The organism is Sphingomonas baiyangensis, from assembly GCF_005144715.1.
Taxonomy (GTDB): Bacteria; Pseudomonadota; Alphaproteobacteria; order Sphingomonadales; family Sphingomonadaceae; genus Sphingomonas; species Sphingomonas baiyangensis.
This window is the reverse complement of record NZ_SWKR01000002.1, coordinates 1811041-1837010: the sequence shown is the minus strand read 5'-3', so window position 1 is coordinate 1837010 and position 25970 is coordinate 1811041. Positions and strand designations below refer to the sequence as shown.

Below are 25970 nucleotides of genomic sequence, written 5' to 3'. Positions count from 1 at the left end.
TCCTTGGTGATCGCCCCCGCCACGGTCTTGATACGCAGTCATTGCCGCCATCCCTCGCGGCCGTCGTCAGAACCAGGTCCTGACGCCCGCCACGAAGCTGAACCCGCCGGTGCCCTCGCCACGTGCCCGGCTGAACCGCGCCGTGTCGCCGAACTGGCGTTCCCATGATACGCCCACATAGGGCGCGAACTCGCGCTTGATCTCGTAGCGCAGGCGAAGCCCGGCCTCGGCGTCGGTCAGTCCCGAGCCCAACCCGCTGAGCGGCACGTTCTGCGCCGACAGGTTGAACTCGACGCGCGGCTGCAGCACCAGCCGCTGGGTGATGCGCTGATCGTAATAGCCTTCGAGCCGCCCGAACACGTCGCCCTTGTCGGACAGGAACAGCGCACCCTCGACGTCGAACCAATATGGCGCGAGGCCTTCGAACCCGATCGTGGCATAGGTGCGGTCCGGGCCGGGCGCGAAGTCCTGGCGTACACCGGCCTGCAGGTTGAAATAGGGTCCGATGGCGCGGCTATAGAGCGCCTGGACCTCGCCTTCCGCATCCTCGCGGAACGTGCCCTCGCCCTCGCTCTTGATGGTCAGCCGGTTGATGTCGCCGCCGTACCAGAACTCGCCGTCCCACCTGTAGCCGTCCCGCCCGTTTCGGAACTGCACCTCCGCGAGGTTCAGCATGAGCTGGGAGAAGGACATGCCGCCATGCTCCCGATGCATGGCCGTGCGCGCGGGGGCCATGGCCTCGCGACCCCAGACCCGGTCTGCGTAATTCGCCTCGGGCGCCGCAGGCGCAGGTGCGTTCCCGGCCGGCAGCGCTGTACCCCCCGTGCCCATCGACGCCGGGGTGCCGGCCGGCGGGGATGCCTTCGGCGTGCAGTGACCCATGGCGGCATGCTCGGGTGGACAGTCCGGATCGTTCACGGCTGCCGCTGCGGATGTAGCAGCCGGCGGGGGCACGACGGATTGCGCGGCGGGAGCCGGGGTCTTGGGCGCGCAGTGCCCCATAGCCGCATGTTCGGGCGGGCACGACGGGTCGGCGGGTGCGGCTACCGGTGCCGCAGTCGGGCTTGGCGCGGGTGCCGAACGCGTCGGCGTCTTTGCCGCAGGCTTGCGCTTCGGCTTGGCCGCAGGCCTGGGCTTTGCCGCCTTCGGCTTCGGCGCTGCCTTGAGCATCGCCGCCTTCGGCTTGGCGGCTGCGGGCATCGTGCAGTGGCCCATCGCCGCGTGCTCCGGTGTGCACTGGCTGGAGGAAGCGAGGAGGATGGCGCCGAGGACGAGGCTCATTTCGTGTCTCCCTCGCGCGGCCGGACCGACACGACCTGCATCATTCCCGCGTGCATGTGGTAGAGCATGTGGCAGTGAAACGCCCAGTCACCGACCGCGTCGGTGGTGACATCGAACGTCGCGGTCCCCCCGGGTTGCACCTGGATCGTGTGCTTGCGCGGTGCGAACTCGCCATGGCCCGTGACGAGCTCGAAGAAATGCCCGTGCAGGTGGATCGGGTGACCCATCATGGTGTCGTTGACCAGGGTGATGCGCACCCGCTCGTCCTTGAGGAACGGGATGGGCTTGTTCACTTCGCTTAGCTTCTCGCCATCGAACGCCCACATGTAGCGTTCCATGTTGCCGGTGAGATGGATGCGCATCGCGCGATCCGGTGCACGCACGTCGGGATTGCGGTCGACCGCCATGAGATCGGTGTAGACCAGCACCTTGTGGCCGACGTCATCAAGGCCTTGGCCGGGTTCGCCCATCCGGTCGAGGGGCATCGGCGAGATCGTCTGCACGGTGGGCGTCTTCTTGACTTCGGGCGCCACCGAGAAGTCCCGCATGGAATGGTTCATGCCGCCCGACCCGTGGTCCATGCCCGCCTGCTGGCCGCCGGCTGCGCCATCGCTGGCAGCCGGCGTGCAGTGACCCATGGCGGCGTGTTCTGGTGGACAGGCGGCCGGTGCCGACGCAGCCGGCTTGGCATCGCCCATGGCGGCGTGGTCCATGCCCGCCATCGACCCGCCGGAACCGTGATCCATGCCGCCCATGCCCATGTCCTTCATGTCGGCGAGCGGACGACGGCGAAGCGGCGGGATGGCGGCCGCCATCCCCTCGCGCGGCGCGAGGGTCGCGCGCGCCATGCCCGACCTGTCGACGCTCTCGCCTACGATCGTGTAGGCGCGCTCGTCTGAAGGCTGGACGATCACGTCGTATGTCTCGGCGACCGCGATCTGCATCTCGTCGATGGCGACCGGCCGAACCGGGAGGCCATCCGCTTGGACGACGGTCATCTTTAGGCCGGGGATGCGGAAGTTGAACGTCGTCATGGCCGAGGCATTGATGATCCGCAGGCGCAGGCGCTCGCCCGGGCGGAACAGCCCGGTCCAGTTGTCACGCGGGCCATGGCCGTTGACGAGGTAGGTGTAGGTGCTGCCGGTCACGTCGGAAACGTCGGTGGGGTCCATCCGCATGGCGCCCCATTCCAGCCGCTGCTTGGCGGACTGGTCCTTACCGGCGAGCAGGCCGGCCAGCGTCTGCTTCTGGTAGTTGAAGTAGCCGCCCTGCTGCTTGAGTTTCTTGAAGATGATGTGGGGGTGCATCTGACTGTGGTCGGACAGCACGATCACATGCTCGCGGTCGGATTGGATCGGATCGACGCCCTTCGGGTCGATGACGATCGGGCCGTAGTGTCCGAGCTGCTCCTGCAGCCCCGAATGGCTGTGATACCAATAGGTGCCGGACTGCACGATCGGGAACTCGTAGGTGAACGTGGTGCGCGGCTTGATGCCGGGGAAGCTGATGCCGGGCACGCCGTCCATGTGGAACGGCAGGATCAGTCCGTGCCAGTGGATCGAGCTGTCCTCGTCGAGGGCGTTCTCGACATGCAGGCGGACGTTCTGGCCCTCACGCAGACGGATTAGCGGTGCGGGGACGGTACCGTTGATGCCGATGGCGTGGCTCTCCCGCCCATCGATGGACATCATCTGATGCGCGATGCGCAGGGTGATGTCCTCACCCGACACGCTCGGCAGCGGCTTCACGGTGCCGGCCGATGTCCGCTGCGCCCAGGCGGGCATCCACGCGGTGATCGCGAGGCCGCCGCCGGTGAGCGCTGCGCCGCGCAGAAGCCTGCGGCGGTCGATGGGAGCGGTCATGTGTATTCGTCTTCCAGATTGGAGGAACTTGTCCCCGGTTATACGCCGCGACGCGGGGTACCCCTCGCCGCCCGAGAACAGATGGGGTTTGACACCGTGTCAGGGTCAAGCCCTGGGCGGATGTAATTTCGAACGAGCGGCAGTCGCGCCGTTCGTTCAGCCAAGAAGTTCGGCAAGTCGGATGCGGGCACGGCGGATGCGCGTCTCGACCGCCTTCTCGCTGATCGAGAGAATGCCCGCCGCTTCGGCCTGACTGAGGCCGTCGATCGAGCAGAGAAGCAGCGGCTCGCGCTGCGATGCGGGCAGCGCGGCAATTGCCCGACTAAGGCGGGTCAGTTCGGCCCGGTCGGCCACCTCGGCATCCTGCAGTGGGCGATCGTCGGCATGAATGTCGGCGATGTCCTCGACGGGCGTGAGCAGCCCGAACAGCCGCCTCACGGCGCGCCGGCGTCCCCAGTCGCGGCACTTGTTGATCGCGATGCGAGCCAGCCAGGCGGCCATGGGTCGGTCGCGATCGAAGCGCTTGAGCGCCGCATGCGCCGAGATGAAGGTCTCCTGCACGAGGTCGAGCGCCTCGTCTGCATCGGACACGCTGGCGCGGATCAGCCGGTAGAGCCGCTGGCGATGTCGGCGCATGATTTCCGCGAACGCGTCGTCGTCCCCCGCGACCGATCGGCCGGCAAGGTCGCCGTCGCTAAGCAGACTTAGGTCCGGCTTCACCGCGCGTCGGCGGTAAGCGACTTCGTCACCGCGCGGTCGAAGGCCGCCCGCTGCTCGGGCCGAAGGATCTGCCGCATCGCGAAGACGTGGGCGAGCGTCTCCTTCTGCAACTCGCCCATCGCGCGGTGCGAGGCGTCAACCGCCGCGGCGACGCGCGGTCCATTCCCGTGCTCCGCCTCGATCGCCTCGGCGAGGCGGGCGTTGTCCGCGCGAAGTTCCGCTTCGAGCGCTCGCCGCCGCCCGGCGAACTGCTGCTCGAGCTGTTCCAGACGCGCTTCCTGTCCGTTGTCCAGGTTCAGCTCGTGATGGAGAAGGGCGTGCAGTTCGGATTGCTGCGGCGCGTGTGACGGGATGAGGACGCGCCCGACGAACACCCCGGCGATGGCGGCCAGGAAGGCGATGAAGGCGACCAGCGTGGTCCAGCGCGCGCGCGTCACCGGTCGGCCAGCAGGAGCGTAGAAGGCGCCAACGGATTGGCGATACCGAACGGGTCCAGCGGAGCGGCCGCCGCCGGGGTCGACAGCGGCCCGGCGGATGCCGCCCCCAGCGCAATCGCGCCCACCGCGGCCAGCGCGGTCGCGCCGAGGCCCGTGCCGACGCTGGTGCGGTTGGCACGGATGCCGTTAAACACGGAGGCGTCGATAGTCGCGAGGCCGGGATGTTCGTCGATGTCCGCCAAGCGCGCGAGCGCCTGATCCAGGTCGGTGTTCATGCTGGTACTCCGTTTGCCCTTGTTCATTACGCGCGATGTTCCTCCGCCCCTCGCACGGGCGCAAGACGTGGGGAACGGATGCGGGTTCGGTGGATTGGCGAGGGTTGCCCTGCAGCGGTGCGTATCTCCGGAACAGCCGCATGGTGCGGCCGATGGAGTATCCGAATGCATATGGGGAAGTTCCTGATCGCCGCGGCAGCCACCGCGCTCGTCGCGTCGCCGGCGTTGGCTCACCCGAAGCTCGTCTCAGCCACGCCCGGCCCGAACGCCACCGTATCTCCGCCTGTGAAGGTGCAGCTGAACTTCTCCGAAAGGCTGCTGCCTAAGTTCTCCGGGGCCGACGTGACGATGACCGGCATGCCCGGCATGGCGTCGCATCCGCCGATGAAGGTGACCGCCACGGTCAAGATTGCCGCTGACGGCAAGACGATGGTCGTCGCCTTCGCCAAGCCCTTAGCCAAAGGCACCTACCGGCTCGACTGGCATGTGGTCTCGTCGGACACGCACCGCGTGAAGGGCGGCTACGCCTTCAAGGTGGCCTGACATGGACTCGGCGGGGATCGGCATCCGGTTCGCGCTTTATCTGGACCTGATGCTGGCGACCGGCCTTGCTGTCTTCGCGCTCGCCAATTCACGCGCAGTCGCCGGGCTAACGGTCCGCACATGGATTGCCGTGCTGGGCCTGCTCGGATTGCTGCTGTCGGTGTGCGGCCTTCTCCTCCTCGCTGCCGGCATGCTCGGACTGTCTGTGGCCGAAGTCGATGTCGATACGCTGCAGATGGTGCTCTCCGGCACCTCTGTCGGAGCGGCATGGACCATGCGGATGGCTGCACTGGTCCTCGCGACAGGGGCTGCGTTCCTGATTGGACGCGCGTCCGGTGCACTGCCGGTATGCGCATCAGCCCTGGCGATTGCGGTGGCGACGCTCGCCTGGAGCGGGCACGGCGCGATGAACGAGGGGACCGCCGGCTGGCTGCACCTCGTTGCCGACATCGCGCACTTGCTGGCGGCGGCAGTGTGGACCGGCGCGCTGTTCGCGCTCGTGCTGCTCGTCGCCCGCCCGGCCCAGCGTGTGGACGCCGCCCATCTCGAGCTCACCCATGGTGCGCTGCATGGGTTCGCGACCATGGGGACGATCATCGTGGCAGTGACCGTGGTGACCGGGCTGGCGAACATCTTGCTCGTGGTGGGGCCCGCCGCTTTTCCGCAGCTTCCGTTTACGCTTTATGGTCAGTTGCTCTTGGCCAAGCTGGCGCTGTTCGTCGTCATGCTCGCGCTCGCTGCCGCCAACCGCTTTCGGCTGACGCCTACGCTGTTGGTCGCGATGGCCGATGGCGACCACCGGCTGGCCATGGCTGCGCTCCGCCGCAGCGTCGCGGTCGAGACGGGGTGCGCGGTCGCGATCCTCGCGCTGGTCGCCTGGCTCGGCACACTTGAGCCGGCCGGCGGCTGACTCGCGCCGCAAATCGCCTCTTGACCCTGACATGGTGTCAGACCCCAAATGATGGTCCGTTGGAGGAATGCGATGACGAATCAGCACGAACACGGCGGGAATCACGGCTGCTGCGAAGGCGGCGCTACCCGAGAAGCCACGGGCGCCCTTGTAACCGATCTGGTCTGCGGCATGCGTGTCGATCCGACGAGCACGCCGCACCACGCGCATCACTTCGGTGAGGAGCATCATTTCTGCAGCGCTGGCTGCCGGGCCAAGTTCCTGAACGATCCCGATCGCTACCTCGCTCCTGCCGCGGACACGTCCGGGTCGGGCGGATGCTGCGGCAGCCGTTCGAAGGATTCAGGCACTTCAGCCGGTGCCCATGAACATAATCACCATGCCGGCGGCGCGGGCACGGTGATCGACCCGGTCTGCGGCATGACGGTCGATCCGGTGACGACGGCGCACCACGCGGAGCATGGCGGTCAGGAATTCCACTTCTGCTCGGCCGGCTGCCGCACGAAGTTCGTCGCCGATCCCGGCATCTACACCGGGGAGAAGGCTCGACCCGAGCCCAAGGCCTCCCCCGGCGCGATCTGGACCTGTCCGATGCATCCAGAGATTCGGCAGGAAGGCCCGGGTACCTGCCCGATCTGCGGCATGGCGCTCGAGCCGGAGGAGCCGAGCCTCGACGATGGCCCCAATCCCGAACTGGTGGACTTCACTCGTCGTACCTGGGTCGCGGGTGCGCTGACTGTCCCGCTGCTCGTGATATCGATGGTCGCCGAGATGATCGGCGTGCACTTCGTGCCGCCCGCCTGGAACCCATGGGTGCAACTGGCCCTGACCGCGCCCATCGTTCTCTGGGCAGGGTGGCCCTTCTTTGAACGCGGCTGGATGTCGCTGCGGACGCGCCACCTCAACATGTTCACGCTGGTGTCGATCGGTGTCGGCGCAGCCTTTCTCTACAGCCTGGTCGCGACGGTCGCGCCTGGCCTGTTTCCGCCGACGTTCCGCATGCACGGCACGGTCCCGGTCTACTATGAGGCGGCGGGCGTCGTCGTCACGCTCGTGCTGCTCGGCCAGGTTCTGGAGCTCCGCGCCCGCGCCGCGACCGGGCAGGCGATCCGCGCGCTGATGAATCTCGCGCCCAAGACTGCGCGACGCATCCTCGCCGATGGACGCGAAGAGGAGGTTGCTCTCGCCGATGTCCGCGCAGGCGACAACCTGCGGGTTCGTCCCGGCGAGGCGATCCCGGTCGACGGGGAAGTCGCGGAGGGCCGGTCGTCGGTGGACGAGTCGATGCTCACCGGCGAACCCGCTCCCGTTCTGAAGGAGACGGGAGCCACGCTCACTGGCGGCACCGTGAACGGCACCGGTAGTCTGGTGATGACCGCGCGTGCGGTCGGATCGGACACGGTGCTCGCGCGCATCGTCAAGATGGTGGCAGAGGCACAGCGGAGCCGGGCGCCGATCCAGGCGGTGGCGGACAGGATCTCGGGCTGGTTCGTGCCCCTGGTTGTCGCCGTCGCGATGGCGACGTTCGTGGTGTGGAACCTGGTCGGCCCGGAGCCACGCTTCGGCCACGCGCTTCTCAACGCCATCGCCGTCCTGATCATCGCATGTCCCTGTGCGCTGGGGCTCGCGACGCCAATGTCGATCATGGTCGGCACCGGGCGCGGTGCGCATGCGGGCATTCTCATCAAGAACGCCGAGGCGCTTCAGGGGCTGGAGAAGGTCGATACGCTCGTGATCGATAAGACCGGCACTCTGACAGAAGGTAAGCCGAAGCTAGTCGGCATCGAAACGGCTGGGAGCTTTGCCGAAAATGAACTGCTAGCGCTCGTTGCCGCGGTGGAATCCCGTTCGGAGCACCCGCTTGCGCATGCGATCGTAGCAGCGGCGGAAGAGCGCGGCCTTGCGCTCGTCTCTCCTGAAGGTTTCGACTCCATTACGGGCGCTGGCGTGTCCGCGATGGTAGCCGGGAGGAGGGTAGCAGTCGGCAATGCGTCGATGATGCAGAACGCCGGTGCTGATTCAGGTCCATTGGAGACGCTTGCGACGCGGCATCGCACGGCGGGCGCAGGTGTCATGCTCGTGGCGATCGACGGCCATCCCGCCGGCATGCTGGTGGTGGCCGATCCTGTGAAGCCTTCAGCCGCCGAAGCCATTGCGAACCTGAAGCGTGAGGGTTTGCGGATCGTGATGCTCACCGGCGACGGGCAGGGCACTGCCGAGGCAGTGGCGCGGCAGATCGGCGGCATCGATGAGGTGCGGGCTGACCTGAAGCCGGAGGACAAGGCGCGCATCGTCGCTGAGCTCAAGGTGAAGGGTGCGCGCGTGGCGATGGCGGGCGACGGCATCAACGACGCACCTGCCCTCGCCGCCGCGGACGTGGGCATCGCCATGGGCACCGGGACAGATGTGGCGATCGAGAGTGCGGGCATGACGCTCACCAAGGGGGACCTCGCCGCGATGGTCCGTGCGCGCCGGCTCGCCAGCGCGACCATGCGGAACATCCGCCAGAACCTGCTCTTCTCCTTCCTGTTCAACGGCATTGGCGTTCCGATCGCAGCGGGCGTGCTCTATCCGGTCGCCGGCATCCTGCTGTCGCCGATGCTGGCCGGAGCAGCTATGGCTCTCTCCTCGTTCGCCGTGGTGACGAACGCGCTGAGGTTGAACGCGGTGCGCCTATGAATATCGGCCAGGCTTCGGACGCGAGCGGGGTCTCCCAGCGGATGATCCGGCACTATGAGAAGATCGGCGTGATCCCGGCGCCGCCGCGTCGGGACAGTGGCTATCGCGACTATTCAGACGCGGATGTTTCCCGCCTGCGCTTTGTGGCTCATGCCCGCGACCTGGGGTTTCCGATCGAAGAGATTCGTGCGCTGCTCGGGCTATGGGCGGACAAAGGTCGCTCGAGTGCGGACGTGAAGGCATTGGCGACCGCACGGGCCGAGGAGCTCGGCCGCAAGGCTCAGGCGCTGGAGGAGATGCGGGCAACGCTGCTGGACCTAGCGAAGCGATGCCACGGAGACGAGCGGCCCGAATGTCCGATCATCGAGCGGCTGGCCACCTGATCCTTGATGTCGAGGAACACGCGGTGAGCGCGGCCCTTTGTCACCGGGTCTCCAGGCCGCCCAATATATTTACAATGTGGTCGTTCCAGGCATCCAGGGCCGCTCGTTTCTCCGGCTTCCAGTCGTGCCGCTGGTAGATTGCGGCCACTCCGGACCGTGAGGCGCCAACATGATTGAGGACGGCCTCCGTGACCTCGAAGCGGACGCCCAGCCGCTGAAAGCCGGTTGCCAGCGTTCTGCGCAGGTCGTGCAGGCGCCACGGCGCCACTGGATCGCCGCCGTCCGCGGCGATCAGTTTGTCGAGCTTGGTCTTGCCCTTGTGGTAAGCGGTGAATGCGGCTCCCGCCGATGTGGGGAAGACCCGGCCGCGCTTTGGCCAGGTCTCGCCTCGCGCGACTTGATCAAGCTCATTGACCGCTAGATCGTTGAGCGGGACCATGGTTGGCTCGCCATTCTTGGTGCGACTGCCGGAGAGACGCATCTCGCGCTGGTCGCGGTTCAGCTCTTCCCAATCCAATCCGGCAATTTCCTCCCGCCGCTGCCCGGTGGCGATCAGAAGCCGGACGATAGGACCGAAGCAGCGATGCGTCTTAGGCGCTTGCGTCCACACACGGCCGAGTTCCTGATCGCCCAGCCACCGCTCGCGCGGCTTAACAGGCGGCGGGGTCTCCATCCCCTCCATGGGGCTAGACGCGATGTCGCCGCGGCTCATCGCCCATTTGAACAGCCGCCGCATGACCGCAAACACGTTCCGCCGGTTGCCGACCTGCTCTTCAGGCATGCGATCGAGCACGGCCACTATGTCGACCCGCGTGATCGTCGGAAGGGGCTTGTCGCGCAGGACGGGTTTGACGTGAAGCGCCAGCGAGCGTTTCACGAGCAGCTTCCAGCCCTTTCCCTTGCAAGAGCTGGCGAAGCGATCCGCATAATTGGAGAAGGCCAGATCGACGGCTTCCCGGCGGCGCTGCTTATCGGATTCCACAGGATCGACGCCCTGCGCCACTAGTATCAGCATCCGGACAGCTTCGTCGCGGGCCGTCGCTGGCGTCCACGGGGACCCGTGGCCCCCAATCGTGTAACGCCGGCTTTTCGCCTCCCGGCCACCCAACCGGTACTGGACGACGTAAGACGCGGACCCGTGTGCCGTCGTCTTGACCCCGAACCCCTTCAGATCCTCGTCCCAAAGGAAGCCCGCGACGCTGTTCGCCAAGAGCGCATCGATGGTCCGCTTGGTGATCCTGCCGGTTGCCATTGCGATACCTTATGTACCACAAAAATAAGCACCGGGTAAGCACCAGATCGGAAACCGCCGGATACTATCGGCGGCGATCGGCGGGTTAAGCTACTGATTTTAGCTGAACAAAAATTCTAAGTGTATTAGTTATATACGACGGAAAATGAAGTACCAGACTTCGTGCCCCTGGCGCCGCGCCTTGCGCTCGTAACGCGTTTCGGGCCAGTCCTCGGGGCGCATCAGGAAATCGTGCGGCGTGGCGGCGAGCCATTCGAAATCGCGGCGCGCGTTCATCACCATCATCGCCCAGCGGCAATAGGTGGGATCGTCGGTGCCGAGGCGGAACTCGGCGCCGGGTGCGAGCTTGGCGGCGATCAGGTCGAGCGGGCCGTGATTGACCATGCGCCGTTTGGCATGGCGTGCCTTGCGCCACGGATCGGGGTGAAGGAGATACATGCGCGACAGGCTGGCGTCGGGCAGCCGCTCGATCACCTCGAGCGCGTCGCCCATGTGCAGGCGCACATTGTCGAGATCGCCGTCGCGGACGTGGCCGAGCGCGCCGACGACGCCGTTGAGGAACGGCTCGCATCCGATGAAGCCGGTATCGGGACGCGCCGCTGCCTGGCCCGCCAGATGCTCGCCCGCGCCGAAGCCGATCTCGAGCTCGAGCGGACAGTCGCGGCCGAACAGCGTCGTGGCGTCGAGCGGGCCGCTTTCGGGCACCGCCAGCCGGGGCAGCAGATCGGCGACGAGGGCTTCCTGGCCGATACGCAGCTTGTGCCCCTGGCGGCGGCCATAGAGGCGGCGGATGGTGGCGGGATCGTTCATCGCGGCGCGTTTGGCGCCCGATGGCGCGCCTGTCCAGCCGGTGCGGGCATCATCCGCCGGGCATCGTCCCGGGGCGCAGATAGCCGAACATGTGCTGGACGAAATCGGCCTTGCCGAGCGCCACGCCTTCGGCACGCAGGATCGCGTAGGCGGCCATCAGGTGGAAATAGAACTGCGGCAGCGCCCAGTCGCGCGCATATTGCTGTGCGGTGAGATCGAACACCATGCCGTTGGGCAGCGCGTGCGCCAGCGCGCGATCGGGATCGCTATCGAGCGCATCGGGGCCGAGCGCGGCCAGCAGCGCGATCGTCTCGGCGATGCGGGCCTGTGCGTCGGCGATCGAACCCGGCGCGTCGCCGGCGGCGCGGCCTTCGCCGAGCAGGGTGGCGTGCAGCGCAGGCAACGGCTGGTCCGAAAGGCGCGCCACCCCCTCGATCGCCTGTACGCACACGAAGCGTATCTGGGTGGCGAGCGGAAACATGTCGGGCGCGAGGCGTGCCGCCATCAGCGCATCGGCGGCGGTCGGTTGCGCGGCCTTGTCGAGCCACGCCGACAGCGCCGCAAGCATCTGCGAATAAGTGGGGACGAGCAGGGTGGTGAACGACATTCGGCAGCCTTGCACAACGGATCGGACGCGGTGCCACGCCCTATCGCGCGGGCGCCGTCCCGGCCAGTCCCTTGAGGCGATAGAGCGCATCGAGCGCCTCGCGCGGCGACAGCGCGTCGACGTCGATCGCGCCCAGTGCCTCGCGCAGCGTGTCGACGGCTTCGGCCTCCTGCGTCGCGGCGGCGGCGAACAGCGGCAGATCGTCGAGGCCCGCCGCGAGCCCGCCGGTCTTGGCACGTCCCGCTTCGAGCTTGGCAAGCACCGCCTTGGCGCGCGCGATCGTGGCGGGGGGCAGGCCGGCAAGCCGCGCGACCGCGAGGCCATAGCTGCGATCGGCCGGCCCGGTGGCGAGTTCGTGCAGCAGCACCAGATCGCCCTTCCATTCGCGCGCGCGAACGTGATGCAGGCTGAGCGCCTCGCAGCGTTCGGCGAGCCGCGTGAGTTCGTGATAATGCGTGGCGAACAGGCAGCGGCAGCGATTGTCCTCGTGGATCGCCTCCACCACTGCCCAGGCGATCGCAAGGCCGTCATAGGTCGAAGTGCCGCGCCCCACTTCGTCGAGGATGACGAAGCTGCGCGGCGTCGCCTGCGCGAGGATCGCGGCGGTTTCGACCATCTCGACCATGAAGGTCGATCGTCCGCGCGCCAGATTGTCCGACGCGCCCACGCGGCTGAACAGGCGATCGACCAGTCCCACACGCGCACGCGCGGCGGGGACATAGCTGCCCGCCTGCGCCAGCACCGCGATCAGCGCGTTCTGACGCAGGAAAGTCGATTTGCCGCCCATATTAGGGCCGGTGACCAGCCACAGCCGCGAGCTTTCGGACAGGTCGCAGTCATTGGCGACGAACCGCCCGCCGGCCTTCGTGACCGCGTCCTCGACCACCGGATGGCGCCCGCCCTCGACCTCGAAACAGGCATGGTCGACAAGCGCGGGGCGCGTCCAGCCGGCTTCGGCGGCGCGCTCGGCAAGTGCAGCGGCGACGTCGATGCCCGCGAGCGCGTCGGCGGTGGTGGCGATCGCGTGGCGGCATTCAAGCGCGGCGGCAGTCAGGTCTTCGAGATGCGCCGCCTCGGCGGCCAGCGCGTGCGCGTTCGCCTGGGTGACGCGGAGCGCCGCCTCGTGCAGGTCCGGCGCGTTGAAGCGCACCACGCCCGCCAGCGTCTGGCGGTGCGTGAAGCCGCTGTCGGCCGTCATCAGCCGGTCGGCAGCGCGTGCCGGCACCTCGACATGATAGCCGAGCACGCCATTGTGGCGGATCTTGAGTGCAGCGATGCCGGTGGCCTCGCGATAGCGCGCCTCGAGCGCGGCGATGGCGCGCCGCCCGCCCGCGCCGGTGCTGCGCAGATCGTCGAGCGCGGCATCGAAGGCCTCGGCGATGTACCCGCCTTGCGCTGCATCGACAGGCGGTTCGGGCACCAGGGCGCGCGTCAGCAGGTCGATGAGTGCGCCATGCCCCTGCAGGCGCGGCGCCAGCTCCGCGAGCAGCGGCGGCGGCGCCGCGAGGGTGCGCAGCTGCTCGCCGAGCGTCCACGCGCCCGACAGCCCGTCGCGCAGCTGCCCCAGATCGCGCGGGCCACCGCGCCCGGCGGCAAGCCGTCCGAGCGCGCGCCCCAGATCGGGCATGGCGCGCAAGCGCGAACGAACGCGCTCGCGCAAGGCAGCGTCGTCGTGGAAGCGTTGGACAAGATCGAGCCGCGCCTCGATCGCCGCGCGATCCATCAGGGGCGCGGCGATGTCCGCGGCCAGCGTGCGCGCGCCTGCGCCGGTGACGGTGCGATCGACACAATCGAGCAGACTGCCCTTGCGCTGCCCGGCCTGCGTGACCGTGAGTTCGAGGCTTTCGCGCGTCGCCGCGTCGATCGCCATCGTCGCGTCGCCGGCGTGCAGCAGTGGCGGGCGCAGGAACGGCAGCGCCCCGCGCGCGGTATGGTCGAGATAGGCGACGAGGCCGCCCGCGGCGGAAAGCGCGGCGCGGTTGAAATTGCCGAAGCCATCGAGCGTCGCGACGCCGAACAGCGCCTTCAGCCGCGCCTCGCCGCCCGCGCTGTCGAACTCGCTGCGCGGGCGCCACGCCGTCGCATCGATATCGCTGCCTTCGGCGGCGACGATCTCGGCGGGATCGAGACGCGCCAGCACCGCGCCCATGCCGGCGGTGTCGGTATCGAATATCTCGAATCGGCCGGTCGAGATGTCGGCGGCGGCGATGGCGACCGCGCCGCCCGCCTCGCCGATGCCGACGCACCAGTTGGCGGCGCGCGCGTCGAGCAGCGCTTCCTCGGTCAGCGTGCCCGCGGTGACGACGCGGACGATGGCGCGTGCCACCAGCGCCTTCGACCCACCGCGTTTCTTTGCCTCCTCGGGCGTTTCGACCTGTTCGGCGATGGCAACGCGATGCCCCGCCTTGATAAGCCGCTGGAGATAGGCGGTCGCTGCATGCACCGGCACGCCGCACATCGGCACCGGATCGCCGCCGTGCGCGCCACGCGCGGTGAGCGCGATGTCGAGACAGGCGGCGGCGATCCTGGCGTCCTCGAAGAACAGCTCGAAGAAATCGCCCATGCGGTAGAACAGCAGGCAGTCGGCGGCTTCGGCCTTGAGCGCATGATATTGCGCCATCATCGGCGTAACGGTCGAATCGGAAGCGGCGGCCATCGCGGGGACGTACAGCAAGCGCCGGCAAAGCTGAACCGCGTCGGATCAACCTCAATATGTTGCGGAAACGCTGCGCTAGGCATCGTTTTGCTGCTCCAGATTCCGTTCGTCGCATTCATTGTTGCAACGCACCCAAATCCGTGTTCGGTTGCTGAACGGGAGGAGGATGGCGCGTTCAGCAAATCGTTAACCACGATTTGGTACGACGAGCCGTGTAGATCGAGCGGTGGGGAGTTGATATGGCTTCGAAGATGAAACCCGCGCAGGGTCCGATGGCGCTGGCGGAGATGAAGGAATTCGCAGGGTTCGCGGCCGCGACGCAGCGTTACGTCCGCCGTTCGCTCGACGTCGGCCTCGATCGCGAGGACGCGCTGTCGCGCTGGTCGCGCGACGTCGTCGAGGCGGCAAGCATCCGGGCACAGGCGCGCATCTATTGCCGGCTTCCCGAGCTGCGCTCGATGGTGCCCGACGACAACGGGCTCGATGCCGTCGAGCCGTTCATGGCACCGCTGGTCACGGTCACCGCCTTCGATCTGGGGCAGGGGCGGCTGATGAGCTTCTCGGCCTATCGCTTCCTCTACGAGCGGCTGGTGGGGCCGACGGTGCGCCCTTGGCTGCCCGCAGCCTTCTGCGCGGCGGCGGCGCTGCCGACGCTGCATCCCGACCTGCGCCGTCAGTTGCTGCAATCGATCAGCGAGGCGGCGGCGACGGCGTCGGGCTGGTCGTCGCGCCAGCCGAGCTTCTATCCGGCTTGGGTCGAGAAGGTCGACGCGACGGCGTTGCCCAACTGAACCTGCGTACGGGCGTGCCTCAGCGGCACGCCCGGCTCCCCGCCGCACCGCGCTCGGCCTGGTCGACGTGGAAATGGTCGCGGTGCGCGGCATTATAGTCGGGCGACAGCACGGTCGAATACAGATCGCACGCGCCGTCGCGCACCTCGCGCAGGAACGCCGCCTTCGCGCCGGTGCCATCCCAGTCGCGCAGCACGCTGACTTCCTCACCGTCGCTCAGCCGGAACCCCGCGACGTCGAGCGCGTCGGCCGTAGCATGTTCGCTGAAGTCGCCGGTGTCGCGGCCGTAGAGCCGGCGGCAGCTATAGGTGCCCAGATGATCGATCCGCGTCACGCGTTCGCCGAAATGGCGCTCGGCGGCGGGCTGGAGCACCTGCCACTCCCACAGCGCCAGCGCCGCGGCGACAGGGCACGCCATGCCCGGCCGGTCGGGCGCGAAGCCGATGGTGCGCGCGCCGCCCGGTTCGAGCCGCACCGCATCGGCATAGCCGCATTGCCCCGCCGATACGGGCGCGAGTTCGGCATATTCGACGCCGGCGCGATCGAGGAGCGCGCGGCAGGTGGCATAGTCGTCGGTCAGTCCGGCGAGCTTGCGGCCGGTGAACAGCCCGATCGGCTGGCCGAGATCAAGCGGCGTCCAGGGCATGTCCTGCGGGCGGCTGCGCACGAAGGCGTAGAGCGCGAACGCCGCCGCGAGCAGCAGCGCGGCGATGACGATCGCCTGGATGACGCGCCGTACCTCGCTCATGCGCGCAGCGCGCTCGTCACGGGTTCGCGCGTGACGGGATAGCCGAGATCGTCGTCGATGCAGACATGCTCGACGCCGTTTACCGCTTCGGTCCAGGGCGTGATAGCGCGCAGCGGATAGCGCCTGGCATCGGCCACCGCCTCGGCATGGCTCGCATGCTGCGCGAGCCGCTCGAGATTGCGGCGCGTCGGGAAGATGAGCCGTGCCTCGCCTGCCTGCGCCATCGCCAGCACGGCGGCCGCGGTCGCCCAGAACAGCCGTACATTCTCGTTGCCGTCGACCAAAGGGGGCGGAGCATCGGCGGGCAGTTCGGCGAGGTAGAAGCGCGTGTCGAACGTCCGCGCCTGTTTGTGCCTCGGCAGCCAGCGCGCGAACGGTTCGAGCTTGTCGAGCCGGATCGCGCCGGGCGCGACGACGCTGGTGAGCGGTTCGCCAGCATAGAGGCGCGCGCGTGCCCGCTCGATATCGAGCGGCGCCTCGATGCCGATCGCGACGCCGGCTTCCTCGATCGTCTCGCGGATCGCGGCGATACGCGCGGCGATATCGTCGGCGTCGCTATCGGGTGCGAGCAGCGCGGCGGCCTCATGGTCGGCGGGATCAACACGACCGCCGGGAAACACCAGCGCCCCGCCCGCGAACGCCATCGCGCGCGAGCGCTCGACCATCAATATCTCGGGTGGACCGCCCGCGCAGGCACGCATCACCACCAGCGTCGCGGCGGGAATGGCGGGGTCGGCGGCGAAGTCCATGATCTGCGATCTAGGATGCAGGCCTGCGCTTGACCAGCACGCGTGCCGCCATCGCCTCCCGATCGGAGCCAGCTAAGTCAGTCGCTACCAGGATCGGGATAGGTCGCGCCGACATGGGCTTCGCCGCGTTTCGCTGCCATAAGTTCCTGCCGGTGGCGCTCGCGATAGGATGCGCGCTGGTCGTCGCTGCGCTCGGGATGACAGGCCGCGCAGCTCACGCCTTCCTCGTACAAGGGCGACGCGCGATCGGCGGTGCTCAGCGGGCGGCGGCAGGCGTGGCAGAGCGTATGGGAGCCTTCGACCAATCCGTGGCCCACGGTCACGCGCTGGTCGAACACAAAGCATTCGCCCTGCCAGCGGCTGTCGGCTTCGGGCACGGTTTCGAGATATCCCAATATGCCGCCGCGCAGGTGATAGACCTGCTCGACGCCCTGCTGCTTGAGGAACGCCGTCGACTTCTCGCAGCGGATGCCGCCGGTGCAGAACATCGCCACGCGGCGCGGGCGATCCTCACCCAGAAGCGCGTCGCGATGGTCACGAAACCATTGGGGAAAATCGCGGAAGCTGGCGGTGCCGGGGTCGATCGCGCCCGCGAAACTGCCGACCGACACTTCATAATCGTTGCGCGTGTCGATCAGCAGCGTGTCGGGATCGTCGATCAGCGCGTTCCAGTCGGCGGGGTCGACATAGGTGCCGACACGGGCGCGCGGATCGATATCGGGCTCGCCCATCGTCACGATCTCGCGCTTGAGACGCACCTTCATGCGGTGGAACGGCATCGTGGCGGCGTGCGACATCCGCACCGACAGCGCCGCACAATCGGGCAGCGCGCGGATATGCGCCAGCACGCGTGCGATCGCCGCATCGCTGCCGGCGATCGTGCCGTTGATGCCCTCGGGCGCGAGCAGCAGCGTGCCGCGCACGCCTTCGTCGCGGCAAAGCGCGATGAGCGGCGCACGCAACGCCGCGCAATCGTCGAGCCGGGTGAAGCGGTACAGCGCCGCGACGGTGATCGGCAGCGCGGCGTCGGATGGGGCAGGGGTCATCGGCGGCGCCATAGCGCTGTGCGCGGCGCCGCTCAAACGCGCGTCAGAACATCGGCTGATCGGGATCGCCATCAGCCACGGGCGTGTGGATGCCGCATTCGGTCTTGTCCCAGCCCTTCCACCGGCCCGAGCGTGGGTCCTCGCCTGGCGCCACCTTGCTGGTGCAGGGCGCGCAGCCGATCGAGGGATAGCCCTGCGCGACGAGCGGGTGCGCCGGCAGGTCGTGCGCAGCGAAATAGTCGTCGAGCGCCTGCTTGTCCCAGGTTGCCAGCGGATTGAGCTTGATGCGCCCGGCCGCGTCCGACGTGTCGAGCTCGAAGCGTGGCAGGGCCGCGCGCGTCGAGGCCTGGAACGCCTTGCGCCCGGTGATCGTCGCGTCGAAACCCGCAAGCGCACGCGCGAGCGGCGCGACCTTGCGGAGGTCGCAGCAGCCATCGGGATCGTACGACCAGCGCAGCCCCTTGTCGTCACGCGCCGCAAGGTCGGCGGGATCGGGGGTGAGGTCGCGCAGATCGGTAAGGCCCAGCTGGTCGCGCAGCCGATCGCGATAGGCGAGCGTCTCGGGGAAATGCTTGCCCGTCTCGAGGAACAGCACGGGCACATGGCGATCGACGCTGGCGATCAAGTGCAGCAGCACCGCCGATTCGGCGCCGAACGACGAAACGATAGCGACGTCGCCGAGCATGTTCTCGCCGAGCAGCACGCGCAGCATCTCCACGGTGTCGCGGCCGCGGAACAGGTTGTTGAGCCGATGCGCGTCGGCCGCGGTGAAGCGCGGGGCGACGTCGATCCGGTCGACGCGGCGCAGGCCGAGATCAGCCATGCCGCAGCTTCCAGATCGGCGCGCGATCATCGGCGGCGCATTGATAGACATGAGGCTGGATCGCCAGCATCCGCGCCATTGCCGCTTCGTCGATCGGCGCGGCGGGCGCGAAACTGTCGAACCCGCAGCGGCGCATATGCGCGATCTGGTCGACCAGCACGTCGCCCTCGGCGCGCAACTCGCCCGTATAGCCCGCCTCACGCAGGATGCGCGCCGCCGAATAGCCGCGCCCGTCGCGAAAACTGGGGAAGCTCACTTCGACCAGTGCCAGCCGTTCGAGGTGCGGCAGCAACGCGCGCGCATCCTCGCCGGCCTCCAGCCGGACGGCGGTAGCGTTCGACTGGCCAAGAAACGAATCGAGCGTCACGGCGGGTTCGTCATGCGCTTCGTCGTCGCGCAGGCGCAGCAAATCGTCAGCCATAGATGGCCTCCTTGAATGGCTCCATGCCCAGCCGGCGATAGGTATCGACGAAGCGTTCGCCGGCTTCGCGGCGCGCTAGGTAAAGGTCGGTCGCGCGCTCGATCGCATCGACGACGCCATCTTCGTCGAAGCCGGGGCCGGTGATCTTGCCGAGGCTCACATCCTCGGCACCCGATCCGCCGAACGAGAGCTGATAATTTTCGGTGCCTTTCTTGTCGACGCCGAGGATGCCGATATGGCCGGCATGGTGATGGCCGCAGGCATTGATGCAGCCCGAGATCTTGAGCTTGAGTTCGCCCAGCTCGCGCTGGCGCGCTGGATCGGCGAAGCGCGTCGCGATCTTCTGCGCCAGCGGGATCGAGCGCGCATTGGCGAGGCTGCAATAATCGAGGCCGGGGCAGGCGATGATGTCGCTAATGAGATCGAGATTGGCCTCGGCCAGCCCGGCTTCGGCCAGCGCCTGCCACACGGCGTAAAGATCGGCCTTGCGCACGTGCGGCAGCACGATGTTCTGCGCATGGGTGACGCGCGCCTCGCCGAAGCTGTACCGCTCGGCCAGATCGGCCATCACGTCGATCTGCTCGGCCGAAGCATCGCCGGGAATGCCGCCGACGGGCTTGAGGCTGATGTTGACGATCGCATAGCCCGGCGCCTTGTGCGGCTTGACGTTCTGGTCGAGCCACAGCGCAAAATCGGGGTCGCTGCGATCGATCGTCTCGCTCAGCCCCGTCTCGAACGCGGGGGGCGCGAAGAAGGCGGCGATCCGCTCGAACTCGGCGGCGGGCAGATCGATGCCCAGCGCCTTGACGTGCGCGAACTCCTCCTCGACCTGGCGGGCATAATCGGCAGCGCCGATCTCGTGCACCAGGATCTTGATGCGCGCCTTGTACATGTTGTCGCGCCGACCGTAGCGATTGTAGACGCGCAGGCAGGCTTCCAGATACGAGAGCAGATCGGCGAGCGGCACGAAATCGCGGATTTCGGGTGCGATCATCGGCGTGCGGCCCATGCCGCCGCCCACGAACACGCGTGCGCCGTGCTGCCCGTCGCGCTCGACGATCTCGATGCCGATATCGTGCAGCCGCATCGCCGCGCGATCCTCGCCGGCGGCGATCACCGCGATCTTGAACTTGCGCGGCAGGTAGCTGAACTCGGGGTGGAAGCTGCTCCACTGGCGCAGCAGCTCGGCCCAGGGGCGCGGATCGGTCACTTCGTCGGCCGCGGCGCCGGCATATTGGTCCGAGCTGATGTTGCGGATGCAGTTGCCCGAGGTCTGGATGGCGTGCATCTCGACCGTCGCCAGCTCGGCGAGGATGTCCGGCGCATCCTCGAGTTTGATCCAGTTATACTGGATGTTCTGCCGCGTGGTGAAATGGCCATAGCCGCGATCATAGGTGCGCGCGACATGCGCGAGCATTCGCATCTGCCGACTGTCGAGCGTGCCATAGGGAATGGCTACACGCAGCATATAGGCGTGCAGCTGAAGATAGAGGCCATTCATCAGCCGGAGCGGCTTGAACTGGTCCTCGCTCAGCGCGCCCGACAGGCGGCGCTCGACCTGATCGCGGAACTCGGCGACGCGTGCGTCGACGGCGGCCTGATCGTAGGTGTCGTATTTATACATGCGCTACAGCCTTGCTCATATCACCCAGCTGCCGGCCGCCGGATCGGCGGGCCGCAGCGTCAGGTCGGCGCGCACGGTGGGGCCGAGCGCGCGGATGCGGTCCTTGATGTGCGCGGGGCGCGGGCCTTCGGGGGTTGCCGCCGCATCGATGACATAGGGCACGTTGACGCGGCGCGCGGCTTCCTCCTCGCGCGCGATCGCCTCGCCGCGCTCGCTGACATCGGCGGCGTCCTCGACATGGCGCGACCAGTCGCTGCCCGTCCACCAGACGACATCGCCCGATTTGAGATCATTGCCCGTCAGGATCCTCATGCCGCTGCCTCCGCAATGCGGGCCCAGCGCGCGAGCCGGTTCTCGGCGTCGGACAATTCGACCACTTCGCCGACGACGATGATCGCCGGGCTCTGCACGCCCTCGCGCGCGACCATTGCGCCCAGATCGGCAAGCAGCGTCCTGAGCGCGCGGCTGCCCGCGAGCGTGCCGCGCTCGAGCACTGCGACGGGCATGTCGGGCGCGACGCCTTCGCCCATGAGTTTCTCGGCGATGTCGGCGGCGGTGGCGACGCCCATGTAGATGACGAGCGTGCGACCCTGTCCGGCGAGGCCCGACCAGTCCTGATCGGCCAATCCCTTGCACTGGCCGGCGACGAAGCTGACGGCCGAGCTGTGATCGCGGTGAGTGAGCGGCAGCATCGCCTCGGCCGCGCAGCCGAGCGCCGCCGACACGCCGGGGATGACCTCGACGGGCAGCCCGGCCGCGCGCACTGCCTCGACCTCCTCGCCGCCGCGGCCGAAGATGAACGGATCGCCGCCCTTCAGCCGCACGACAATGGCGCCGGTACGCACATGCGCGACGATGAGCGCGTTGATGCCATCCTGCGGCACGCTGTGGCGCGACCGCTTTTTGGCGACCGAGATGCGCTGCGCTCCGGGTGGCGCGAGATCGAGCACGCGCGGATCGATCAGCCCGTCATGCACCACGACGTCGGCCATCCGCAGCGCTTCGACCGCGCGCACGGTGAGCAGGCCGGGATCGCCCGGACCCGCACCGACGAGAATGACGCGCCCGCGCGCATCGGGATCGAGAAGTGTCGCCATGCAACGGGAGATGGCGATCGGCCCGGCCGGTCACAACCGAGCGATGATTGCGACGCGGGAAGCACAGCTTTCTCGGCGCTGGAGTGTAAAGCCAGATTGACGCTTTGATATGTGAGGCGTAGCCTTGCTATATGGACGGATCAACGACTCCTCCGCTGGCGACGCCGCTGCCGCGATGGGCCGACGTGATCGAGCTGCTGAAGCCGATTACGTGGTTCCCGCCGATTTGGGCGTTCGTGTGCGGCGTCGTTTCTTCGGGCGTGCCCGTCGCCGATCGCTGGTCGTTCCTCGTTGCGGGCATAGCGCTGACGGGCCCGCTCGTCTGCGGCACCAGCCAGGCGGTAAACGACTGGTTCGACCGGCATGTCGATGCGATCAATCAGCCCGAGCGGCCGATCCCGTCGGGGCGGATCGGCGGGCAATGGGGGTGGTGGATCGCATGCGCGGGCTCGCTGCTCGCGATGCTGGTGGCGTGGGCGACGGGGCCGTGGATCGCGCTGGCGACGCTTGCCGGCCTAGCGCTCGCCTGGGCCTATAGCGCGCCACCGCTGCGGCTGAAGACCGATGCGCTGCTCGGTCCGGGCGCCGTGGCGCTCAGCTATGAGGGGCTGACCTGGTTCACCGGCGCGGCGGTGATGGCGGGCGGACTGCCGCGCGGCGAGATACTCGCGGTGCTGCTGCTCTATGCCGCCGGCGCCTGGGGCATCATGACGCTCAACGATTTCAAGGCGGTGCGCGGCGATCTCGCCACCGGCGTCCGTTCGTTGCCGGCGCGTTTAGGCATGGCGCGCGCGGTGCGGATCGCCTGCATCGCGATGGTGGTGCCGCAGCTTGTAGTGATCGTGCTGCTGGCGCGCTGGGACATGCCGGTCCCCGCGACGGTCGTCGCCTGCGTGCTGGCAGGGCAGGCACTCGCGATGCGCCGGCTCGTCGCCGACCCCGCGCGCCATGCGCCGTGGTACAATGCCGTCGGCGTCGCGCTTTACGTGCTCGGGATGATGGCCGCAGCGGCCGGGCTCGGGGGGCTGTGGTGAGCGCCGCGCCGCCGCTTGGCTGGGGCGGCATTGCGCGACTCGGTTGCGTGCAGGCGGCGATCGGCGCGATGGTGATGCTCTCCACCTCGCTGCTCAACCGCGTGATGGTGGTCGAATATGCGCTGACGGCGGCGCTGCCGGCGGGGCTGGTAGCGTGGCACTATGCCGTCCAGCTCACGCGTCCCGTGTGGGGGCATGGCTCGGATCGCGGGCGGCGGCGCACGCCGTGGATCGTTGGCGGCATGGCGCTGCTGGCGCTCGGCACGCTGCTCGCGGTCGATGCGCTGGCGTGGATCGCGGGCGGCGGCTGGGGCGGCATCGCGCTGGCAGTGCTCGCCTATGCGATGATCGGCGCGGGCGTGGGAGCGGCGGGCACTTCGTTGCTGGCGCTGCTCGCCGTGCGCGTGGCGCCGGCTCGTCGCCCGGCGGCGGCTGCGCTGACCTGGGTAATGATGGTCGCCGGCATCGTCGTGAGTGCCGGCGTAACCGGCGCATGGCTCGATCCCTATTCGCTGCCGCGCCTCGCGATCGTAGTGGGCTGCGTGGCGATGGCGGCGTTCGCGGTCACGCTGCTGGCGGTCGCCGGCGTCGAGGGCCGCAGCATCGCCCCCGCCGGAACGGCGCCGGTCGCGCTCAGGGCGGCGCTGCGATCGATAGCGCGTGACCGCGATGCGCGTCGCTTCACGCTGTTCGTGTTCGTCGCGATGCTGGCCTATGCCACGCAGGACATGATCCTCGAGCCGATGGCGGGCTTGCGCTTCGGATATACGCCGGGCGAATCGACGCAGCTCGCCGGCGTGCAGCATGCCGGCGTACTCGCGGGGATGATAGCGGTGGGGCTGGGCGCCGGCGCGTTCGGCGGCGGCAGCGCGAGCGGCTTGCGTAGCTGGACGATCGCCGGTTGCCTCGCTTCGGCAGCGGCGCTTCTGGGCCTGGCGTTCGGTGCGCAGGCAGGGCCGGGCTGGCCGCTCGCCGCCAATGTCGCCTTGCTCGGCCTCGCCAATGGCGTGTTCGCCGTCGCCGCGATCGGATCGATGATGGCGCTGGCGGGCGCGGCGGGCGACGGGCAGGCGGGCGTGCGCATGGGCGTGTGGGGTGCAGCGCAGGCGATCGCCTTCGCGCTTGGCGGGCTCGGCGGCGCCATCGGCGTCGATGCTGGCCGGGCGCTCACCGGCAGCGATGCCGCGGCATTCGGCTTGGTGTTCGTGCTCGAGGCCGCACTGTTCGCGGTGGCGGCGATGCTTGCGATCGGCGCCGTGGCGGCACGAGGCGAGCGCGCGATGATGGGGGAACCGGCATGACCAACGCGCGCTATGATGCTGATGTCGTGGTGGTGGGCGGCGGCCCTGCCGGGGCGACGGCCGCGACCGATCTGGCGCGTGCGGGTCGGCATGTCGTGCTGCTCGATCGTGCCGGGCGCATTAAGCCGTGCGGCGGCGCCATTCCCCCGCGCGCGATCGCAGACTTCGCGATTCCCGATCATTTGCTGGTAGGCAAGGCGACGCAGGCGCGCATGGTCGCGCCGTCGGGCCGGCATGTCGACATGCCCGTGGGCGACGGGTTCGTGGGGATGGTCGACCGCGAGCAGTTCGACGAATGGCTGCGCGCGCGTGCCGCGCTGGCAGGTGCCGAGCGCCGCACCGGCACGTTTAGTGCGATCGAACGCGATGCCGTTGGTTGCGCAGTCGTCGTCTACCGCGAGAGCCGGGGCGGTGCCGAGCGGCGGCTGCGCGCGCGCAGCGTGATCGGCGCCGATGGCGCGCGATCGGGCGTGGCGCGGGCAGCGCTTGGCGGGCGGGGCATCACCAAATCGGTGTTCGCCTATCACGAGATCATCGCGTCGCCGGCGGCGGGGTTCGATCGCGCGCGCTGCGACGTGATCTATCAGGGACGCATGTCGCCCGATTTCTATGCGTGGATCTTCCCGCACGGCGACACCGCGAGCATCGGCGTGGGCAGCGCGCACAAGGGCTTCTCGCTGCGTGATGCGGTCGCGCGCGTACGCAGCGAGGCGGGGCTTGCGGATTGCGCGACGATCCGCTGCGAAGGCGCGCCGATTCCCTTGAAGCCGCTCCGGCGCTGGGACGATGGCCGCGACACGCTGGTAGTCGGCGATGCCGCGGGCGTCGTCGCGCCGGCATCGGGCGAGGGCATCTATTACGCGATGGCCTGCGGGCGCGAAGGCGCGAGCGCCGTCGATGCGTTTCTCGCAACCGGGCGCGTGCGCGAACTGGCGCGCGCGCGCCGCCGCTTTTTGTCGGCGCATGGCCGGGTGTTCTGGATCCTCGGCATCATGCAGCATTTCTGGTATCGTACCGACAAGCGCCGCGAGCGCTTCGTCGCGATGTGCGAAGACCCCGACGTCCAGCATCTGACATGGCAGGCCTATATGCACAAACGCCTCGTCCGCGCGCGCCCGATGGCGCATCTGCGCATCTTCTGGAAGGACATGCGCCATTTGATCGGATCGGCGGCATGACCGCGCTGGCCCGCCCCTGGCTGTTCCCGGTGATCGTCGCCAGCATGGCGGCGGCACTCGTCGCGATGCTCGGCGCGACGATGACCGATCTCGGCCCCTGGTATCGCAGCCTCGCCAAGCCCGGCTGGGCACCGCCCGATCTGGCCTATCCCGTCGTGTGGACCGCGGTATTCGCCCTCACCGCGCTGGCCGGCGTCACGGCGTGGCGACATGCCCGCAGCCGCGCTGCGGTCGACTGGCTGGTCGCGCTCGCCGCGCTCAACGGCTTTCTCAACATCCTGTGGAGCATGTTGTTCTTTCGCCTCGCGCGACCCGACTGGGCGGGCGTCGAGGTGGTGGCGCTCATCGCCTCGACCGCGGCATTGCTGTGGGTGGCAGCGCGCCAATCGCGCACGGCGGGGCTGATGCTGCTGCCCTATCTCGCCTGGGTGATGGTGGCGGCGCTGCTCAACTGGGAAATCGTCCGTCTCAACGGACCGTTCGGCTGAGCGCCTTCTTCGCGAGCGGTCACGCCGCGGATCTGATCCTCGCGATCCTCGCAGCCGAGGCTTTATTGCTTCGTCGCCGTGGGTGGCCGGTCATACGCATCCTGACGCGGCTGGGGCCGGGCGCGCTGATGATCGTCGCGCTGCGCCTTGCGCTCACCGAGGCGGCATGGCCATGGATCGCCGTCGCGCTCGCGCTGTCGTTTCCCCTCCATCTCGCCGATCTGCGCGACGAGCCGGAACGGTAGGGCCCCGCGC

Annotated in this window: 26 protein-coding genes and 1 pseudogene; 10 read left to right on the top strand and 17 right to left on the bottom strand. The window is 68.4% G+C overall.

Annotated elements, in window-relative coordinates:
* Positions 1-66: 66 nt before the first annotated feature.
* The 5 genes from FBR43_RS12150 to FBR43_RS12130 all read right to left on the bottom strand — a co-directional run bounded on the left by FBR43_RS12150 (position 67) and on the right by FBR43_RS12130 (position 4575).
* Complete coding sequence (locus FBR43_RS12150) at positions 67-1281, bottom strand: copper resistance protein B (RefSeq protein ID WP_249276571.1); 1215 nt, start codon at positions 1279-1281, stop codon at positions 67-69.
* Positions 1278-3143: a copper resistance system multicopper oxidase gene (locus tag FBR43_RS12145; protein ID WP_136943364.1), complete on the bottom strand. Its 1866-nt coding sequence runs from the start codon at positions 3141-3143 to the stop codon at positions 1278-1280. The genes FBR43_RS12150 and FBR43_RS12145 overlap by 4 nt, the downstream gene beginning before the upstream one ends.
* Positions 3144-3299: 156 nt before the next feature.
* Positions 3300-3863 carry an RNA polymerase sigma factor gene (locus FBR43_RS12140; RefSeq protein WP_136943363.1) on the bottom strand — a complete coding sequence of 188 codons (564 nt, stop codon included), beginning with the start codon at positions 3861-3863 and terminating at the stop codon, positions 3300-3302.
* Complete coding sequence (locus FBR43_RS12135) at positions 3860-4300, bottom strand: Spy/CpxP family protein refolding chaperone (RefSeq protein WP_169542597.1); 441 nt, start codon at positions 4298-4300, stop codon at positions 3860-3862. Before FBR43_RS12135 ends, FBR43_RS12140 begins: the two co-directional genes overlap by 4 nt.
* Positions 4297-4575, bottom strand: a complete 279-nt coding sequence (locus FBR43_RS12130; protein ID WP_136943362.1) for a hypothetical protein — start codon at positions 4573-4575, stop codon at positions 4297-4299. The genes FBR43_RS12135 and FBR43_RS12130 overlap by 4 nt, the downstream gene beginning before the upstream one ends.
* Before the next feature lie 171 nt (positions 4576-4746).
* On the opposite strand from FBR43_RS12130, the gene copC reads away from it, so the two are divergent.
* The 5 genes and pseudogenes from copC (at position 4747) to cueR (ending at position 9090) form a co-directional block, all read left to right on the top strand.
* A complete protein-coding gene (gene copC, locus FBR43_RS12125; protein WP_212611920.1) occupies positions 4747-5118 on the top strand; it encodes a copper homeostasis periplasmic binding protein CopC in 372 nt (123 codons plus the stop codon).
* A 1-nt stretch (position 5119) separates the two neighbouring features.
* Positions 5120-6028 (top strand): copper homeostasis membrane protein CopD, encoded by a 909-nt coding sequence (gene copD, locus FBR43_RS12120; protein WP_136943360.1) that lies wholly within the window; start codon positions 5120-5122, stop codon positions 6026-6028.
* Positions 6029-6076: 48 nt separating this feature from the next.
* Positions 6077-6304: pseudogene (locus FBR43_RS16655) on the top strand (YHS domain-containing protein); the annotation flags it as partial.
* 123 nt (positions 6305-6427) lie between these two features.
* Positions 6428-8707 carry a heavy metal translocating P-type ATPase gene (locus tag FBR43_RS12115; protein WP_449448565.1) on the top strand — a complete coding sequence of 760 codons (2280 nt, stop codon included), beginning with the start codon at positions 6428-6430 and terminating at the stop codon, positions 8705-8707.
* Positions 8704-9090, top strand: coding sequence for a Cu(I)-responsive transcriptional regulator (cueR, locus tag FBR43_RS12110; RefSeq protein ID WP_136943358.1), 387 nt, complete (start codon positions 8704-8706; stop codon positions 9088-9090). Before FBR43_RS12115 ends, cueR begins: the two co-directional genes overlap by 4 nt.
* A gap of 40 nt (positions 9091-9130) precedes the next feature.
* Here cueR and FBR43_RS12105 read toward each other — a convergent pair whose 3' ends face one another.
* The 4 genes from FBR43_RS12105 to mutS form a co-directional block, all read right to left on the bottom strand.
* Entirely contained in the window at positions 9131-10342 is a 1212-nt protein-coding gene (locus FBR43_RS12105) for a tyrosine-type recombinase/integrase (protein ID WP_136943357.1), read from the bottom strand.
* A gap of 129 nt (positions 10343-10471) precedes the next feature.
* Positions 10472-11152: a tRNA (guanine(46)-N(7))-methyltransferase TrmB gene (gene trmB, locus FBR43_RS12100; protein ID WP_136943356.1), complete on the bottom strand. Its 681-nt coding sequence runs from the start codon at positions 11150-11152 to the stop codon at positions 10472-10474.
* A 49-nt stretch (positions 11153-11201) separates the two neighbouring features.
* On the bottom strand, positions 11202-11759 hold the full coding sequence (locus FBR43_RS12095; RefSeq protein ID WP_136943355.1) for a DUF1993 domain-containing protein: 558 nt from the start codon (positions 11757-11759) through the stop codon (positions 11202-11204).
* Positions 11760-11799: 40 nt separating this feature from the next.
* Positions 11800-14382 (bottom strand): DNA mismatch repair protein MutS, encoded by a 2583-nt coding sequence (mutS, locus tag FBR43_RS12090; protein WP_136944197.1) that lies wholly within the window; start codon positions 14380-14382, stop codon positions 11800-11802.
* A gap of 272 nt (positions 14383-14654) precedes the next feature.
* On the opposite strand from mutS, the gene FBR43_RS12085 reads away from it, so the two are divergent.
* Positions 14655-15206: a hypothetical protein gene (locus tag FBR43_RS12085; RefSeq protein WP_136943354.1), complete on the top strand. Its 552-nt coding sequence runs from the start codon at positions 14655-14657 to the stop codon at positions 15204-15206.
* A gap of 19 nt (positions 15207-15225) precedes the next feature.
* Here the strand turns inward: FBR43_RS12085 and FBR43_RS12080 are convergent, their stop codons facing one another.
* From FBR43_RS12080 to cobA, 8 genes are all read right to left on the bottom strand, one after another.
* Positions 15226-15954 carry an extensin-like domain-containing protein gene (locus FBR43_RS12080; protein WP_136943353.1) on the bottom strand — a complete coding sequence of 243 codons (729 nt, stop codon included), beginning with the start codon at positions 15952-15954 and terminating at the stop codon, positions 15226-15228.
* On the bottom strand, positions 15951-16703 hold the full coding sequence (locus FBR43_RS12075) for an NUDIX hydrolase (RefSeq protein WP_136943352.1): 753 nt from the start codon (positions 16701-16703) through the stop codon (positions 15951-15953). The genes FBR43_RS12080 and FBR43_RS12075 overlap by 4 nt, the downstream gene beginning before the upstream one ends.
* A gap of 77 nt (positions 16704-16780) precedes the next feature.
* Positions 16781-17749, bottom strand: a complete 969-nt coding sequence (gene trhO, locus FBR43_RS12070) for an oxygen-dependent tRNA uridine(34) hydroxylase TrhO (protein ID WP_249276570.1) — start codon at positions 17747-17749, stop codon at positions 16781-16783.
* 43 nt (positions 17750-17792) lie between these two features.
* Positions 17793-18572, bottom strand: a complete 780-nt coding sequence (locus FBR43_RS12065) for a phosphoadenylyl-sulfate reductase (RefSeq protein ID WP_136943350.1) — start codon at positions 18570-18572, stop codon at positions 17793-17795.
* Positions 18565-18993, bottom strand: a complete 429-nt coding sequence (locus FBR43_RS12060; RefSeq protein WP_136943349.1) for a DUF934 domain-containing protein — start codon at positions 18991-18993, stop codon at positions 18565-18567. The genes FBR43_RS12065 and FBR43_RS12060 overlap by 8 nt, the downstream gene beginning before the upstream one ends.
* On the bottom strand, positions 18986-20617 hold the full coding sequence (locus tag FBR43_RS12055) for a nitrite/sulfite reductase (RefSeq protein WP_136943348.1): 1632 nt from the start codon (positions 20615-20617) through the stop codon (positions 18986-18988). The genes FBR43_RS12060 and FBR43_RS12055 overlap by 8 nt, the downstream gene beginning before the upstream one ends.
* A 15-nt stretch (positions 20618-20632) precedes the next feature.
* Entirely contained in the window at positions 20633-20929 is a 297-nt protein-coding gene (locus FBR43_RS12050) for a DUF2849 domain-containing protein (RefSeq protein ID WP_136943347.1), read from the bottom strand.
* Positions 20926-21714, bottom strand: coding sequence for a uroporphyrinogen-III C-methyltransferase (cobA, locus tag FBR43_RS12045; protein ID WP_136943346.1), 789 nt, complete (start codon positions 21712-21714; stop codon positions 20926-20928). Before cobA ends, FBR43_RS12050 begins: the two co-directional genes overlap by 4 nt.
* Positions 21715-21845: 131 nt before the next feature.
* Between cobA and chlG the strand changes: the two genes are divergently transcribed.
* Genes chlG through FBR43_RS12025 form a run of 4 tightly spaced genes read left to right on the top strand, consistent with a single transcriptional unit; the run spans position 21846 to position 25715 of the window.
* Positions 21846-22748: a chlorophyll synthase ChlG gene (gene chlG / locus FBR43_RS12040; protein ID WP_136943345.1), complete on the top strand. Its 903-nt coding sequence runs from the start codon at positions 21846-21848 to the stop codon at positions 22746-22748.
* Complete coding sequence (locus tag FBR43_RS12035; protein WP_249276569.1) at positions 22745-24049, top strand: BCD family MFS transporter; 1305 nt, start codon at positions 22745-22747, stop codon at positions 24047-24049. Before chlG ends, FBR43_RS12035 begins: the two co-directional genes overlap by 4 nt.
* Entirely contained in the window at positions 24046-25227 is a 1182-nt protein-coding gene (locus FBR43_RS12030; protein WP_136943344.1) for a geranylgeranyl diphosphate reductase, read from the top strand. Before FBR43_RS12035 ends, FBR43_RS12030 begins: the two co-directional genes overlap by 4 nt.
* A complete protein-coding gene (locus FBR43_RS12025; RefSeq protein WP_169542596.1) occupies positions 25224-25715 on the top strand; it encodes a TspO/MBR family protein in 492 nt (163 codons plus the stop codon). Before FBR43_RS12030 ends, FBR43_RS12025 begins: the two co-directional genes overlap by 4 nt.
* The last annotated feature ends 255 nt before the right edge of the window (positions 25716-25970 follow it).

Coding starts and splice junctions, on each gene's coding strand:
- FBR43_RS12150 (WP_249276571.1), bottom strand. CDS start 1,281: ATGAGCCTCGTCCTCGGCGCCATCCTCCTCGCTTCCTCCAGCCAGTGC.
- FBR43_RS12145 (WP_136943364.1), bottom strand. CDS start 3,143: ATGACCGCTCCCATCGACCGCCGCAGGCTTCTGCGCGGCGCAGCGCTC.
- FBR43_RS12130 (WP_136943362.1), bottom strand. CDS start 4,575: ATGAACACCGACCTGGATCAGGCGCTCGCGCGCTTGGCGGACATCGAC.
- copC (WP_212611920.1), top strand. CDS start 4,747: ATGGGGAAGTTCCTGATCGCCGCGGCAGCCACCGCGCTCGTCGCGTCG.
- copD (WP_136943360.1), top strand. CDS start 5,120: ATGGACTCGGCGGGGATCGGCATCCGGTTCGCGCTTTATCTGGACCTG.
- cueR (WP_136943358.1), top strand. CDS start 8,704: ATGAATATCGGCCAGGCTTCGGACGCGAGCGGGGTCTCCCAGCGGATG.
- FBR43_RS12105 (WP_136943357.1), bottom strand. CDS start 10,342: ATGGCAACCGGCAGGATCACCAAGCGGACCATCGATGCGCTCTTGGCG.
- trmB (WP_136943356.1), bottom strand. CDS start 11,152: ATGAACGATCCCGCCACCATCCGCCGCCTCTATGGCCGCCGCCAGGGG.
- FBR43_RS12095 (WP_136943355.1), bottom strand. CDS start 11,759: ATGTCGTTCACCACCCTGCTCGTCCCCACTTATTCGCAGATGCTTGCG.
- mutS (WP_136944197.1), bottom strand. CDS start 14,382: ATGATGGCGCAATATCATGCGCTCAAGGCCGAAGCCGCCGACTGCCTG.
- FBR43_RS12085 (WP_136943354.1), top strand. CDS start 14,655: ATGGCTTCGAAGATGAAACCCGCGCAGGGTCCGATGGCGCTGGCGGAG.
- FBR43_RS12080 (WP_136943353.1), bottom strand. CDS start 15,954: ATGAGCGAGGTACGGCGCGTCATCCAGGCGATCGTCATCGCCGCGCTG.
- FBR43_RS12075 (WP_136943352.1), bottom strand. CDS start 16,703: ATGGACTTCGCCGCCGACCCCGCCATTCCCGCCGCGACGCTGGTGGTG.
- trhO (WP_249276570.1), bottom strand. CDS start 17,749: ATGACCCCTGCCCCATCCGACGCCGCGCTGCCGATCACCGTCGCGGCG.
- FBR43_RS12065 (WP_136943350.1), bottom strand. CDS start 18,572: ATGGCTGATCTCGGCCTGCGCCGCGTCGACCGGATCGACGTCGCCCCG.
- FBR43_RS12060 (WP_136943349.1), bottom strand. CDS start 18,993: ATGGCTGACGATTTGCTGCGCCTGCGCGACGACGAAGCGCATGACGAA.
- FBR43_RS12055 (WP_136943348.1), bottom strand. CDS start 20,617: ATGTATAAATACGACACCTACGATCAGGCCGCCGTCGACGCACGCGTC.
- FBR43_RS12050 (WP_136943347.1), bottom strand. CDS start 20,929: ATGAGGATCCTGACGGGCAATGATCTCAAATCGGGCGATGTCGTCTGG.
- cobA (WP_136943346.1), bottom strand. CDS start 21,714: ATGGCGACACTTCTCGATCCCGATGCGCGCGGGCGCGTCATTCTCGTC.
- chlG (WP_136943345.1), top strand. CDS start 21,846: ATGGACGGATCAACGACTCCTCCGCTGGCGACGCCGCTGCCGCGATGG.
- FBR43_RS12030 (WP_136943344.1), top strand. CDS start 24,046: ATGACCAACGCGCGCTATGATGCTGATGTCGTGGTGGTGGGCGGCGGC.
- FBR43_RS12025 (WP_169542596.1), top strand. CDS start 25,224: ATGACCGCGCTGGCCCGCCCCTGGCTGTTCCCGGTGATCGTCGCCAGC.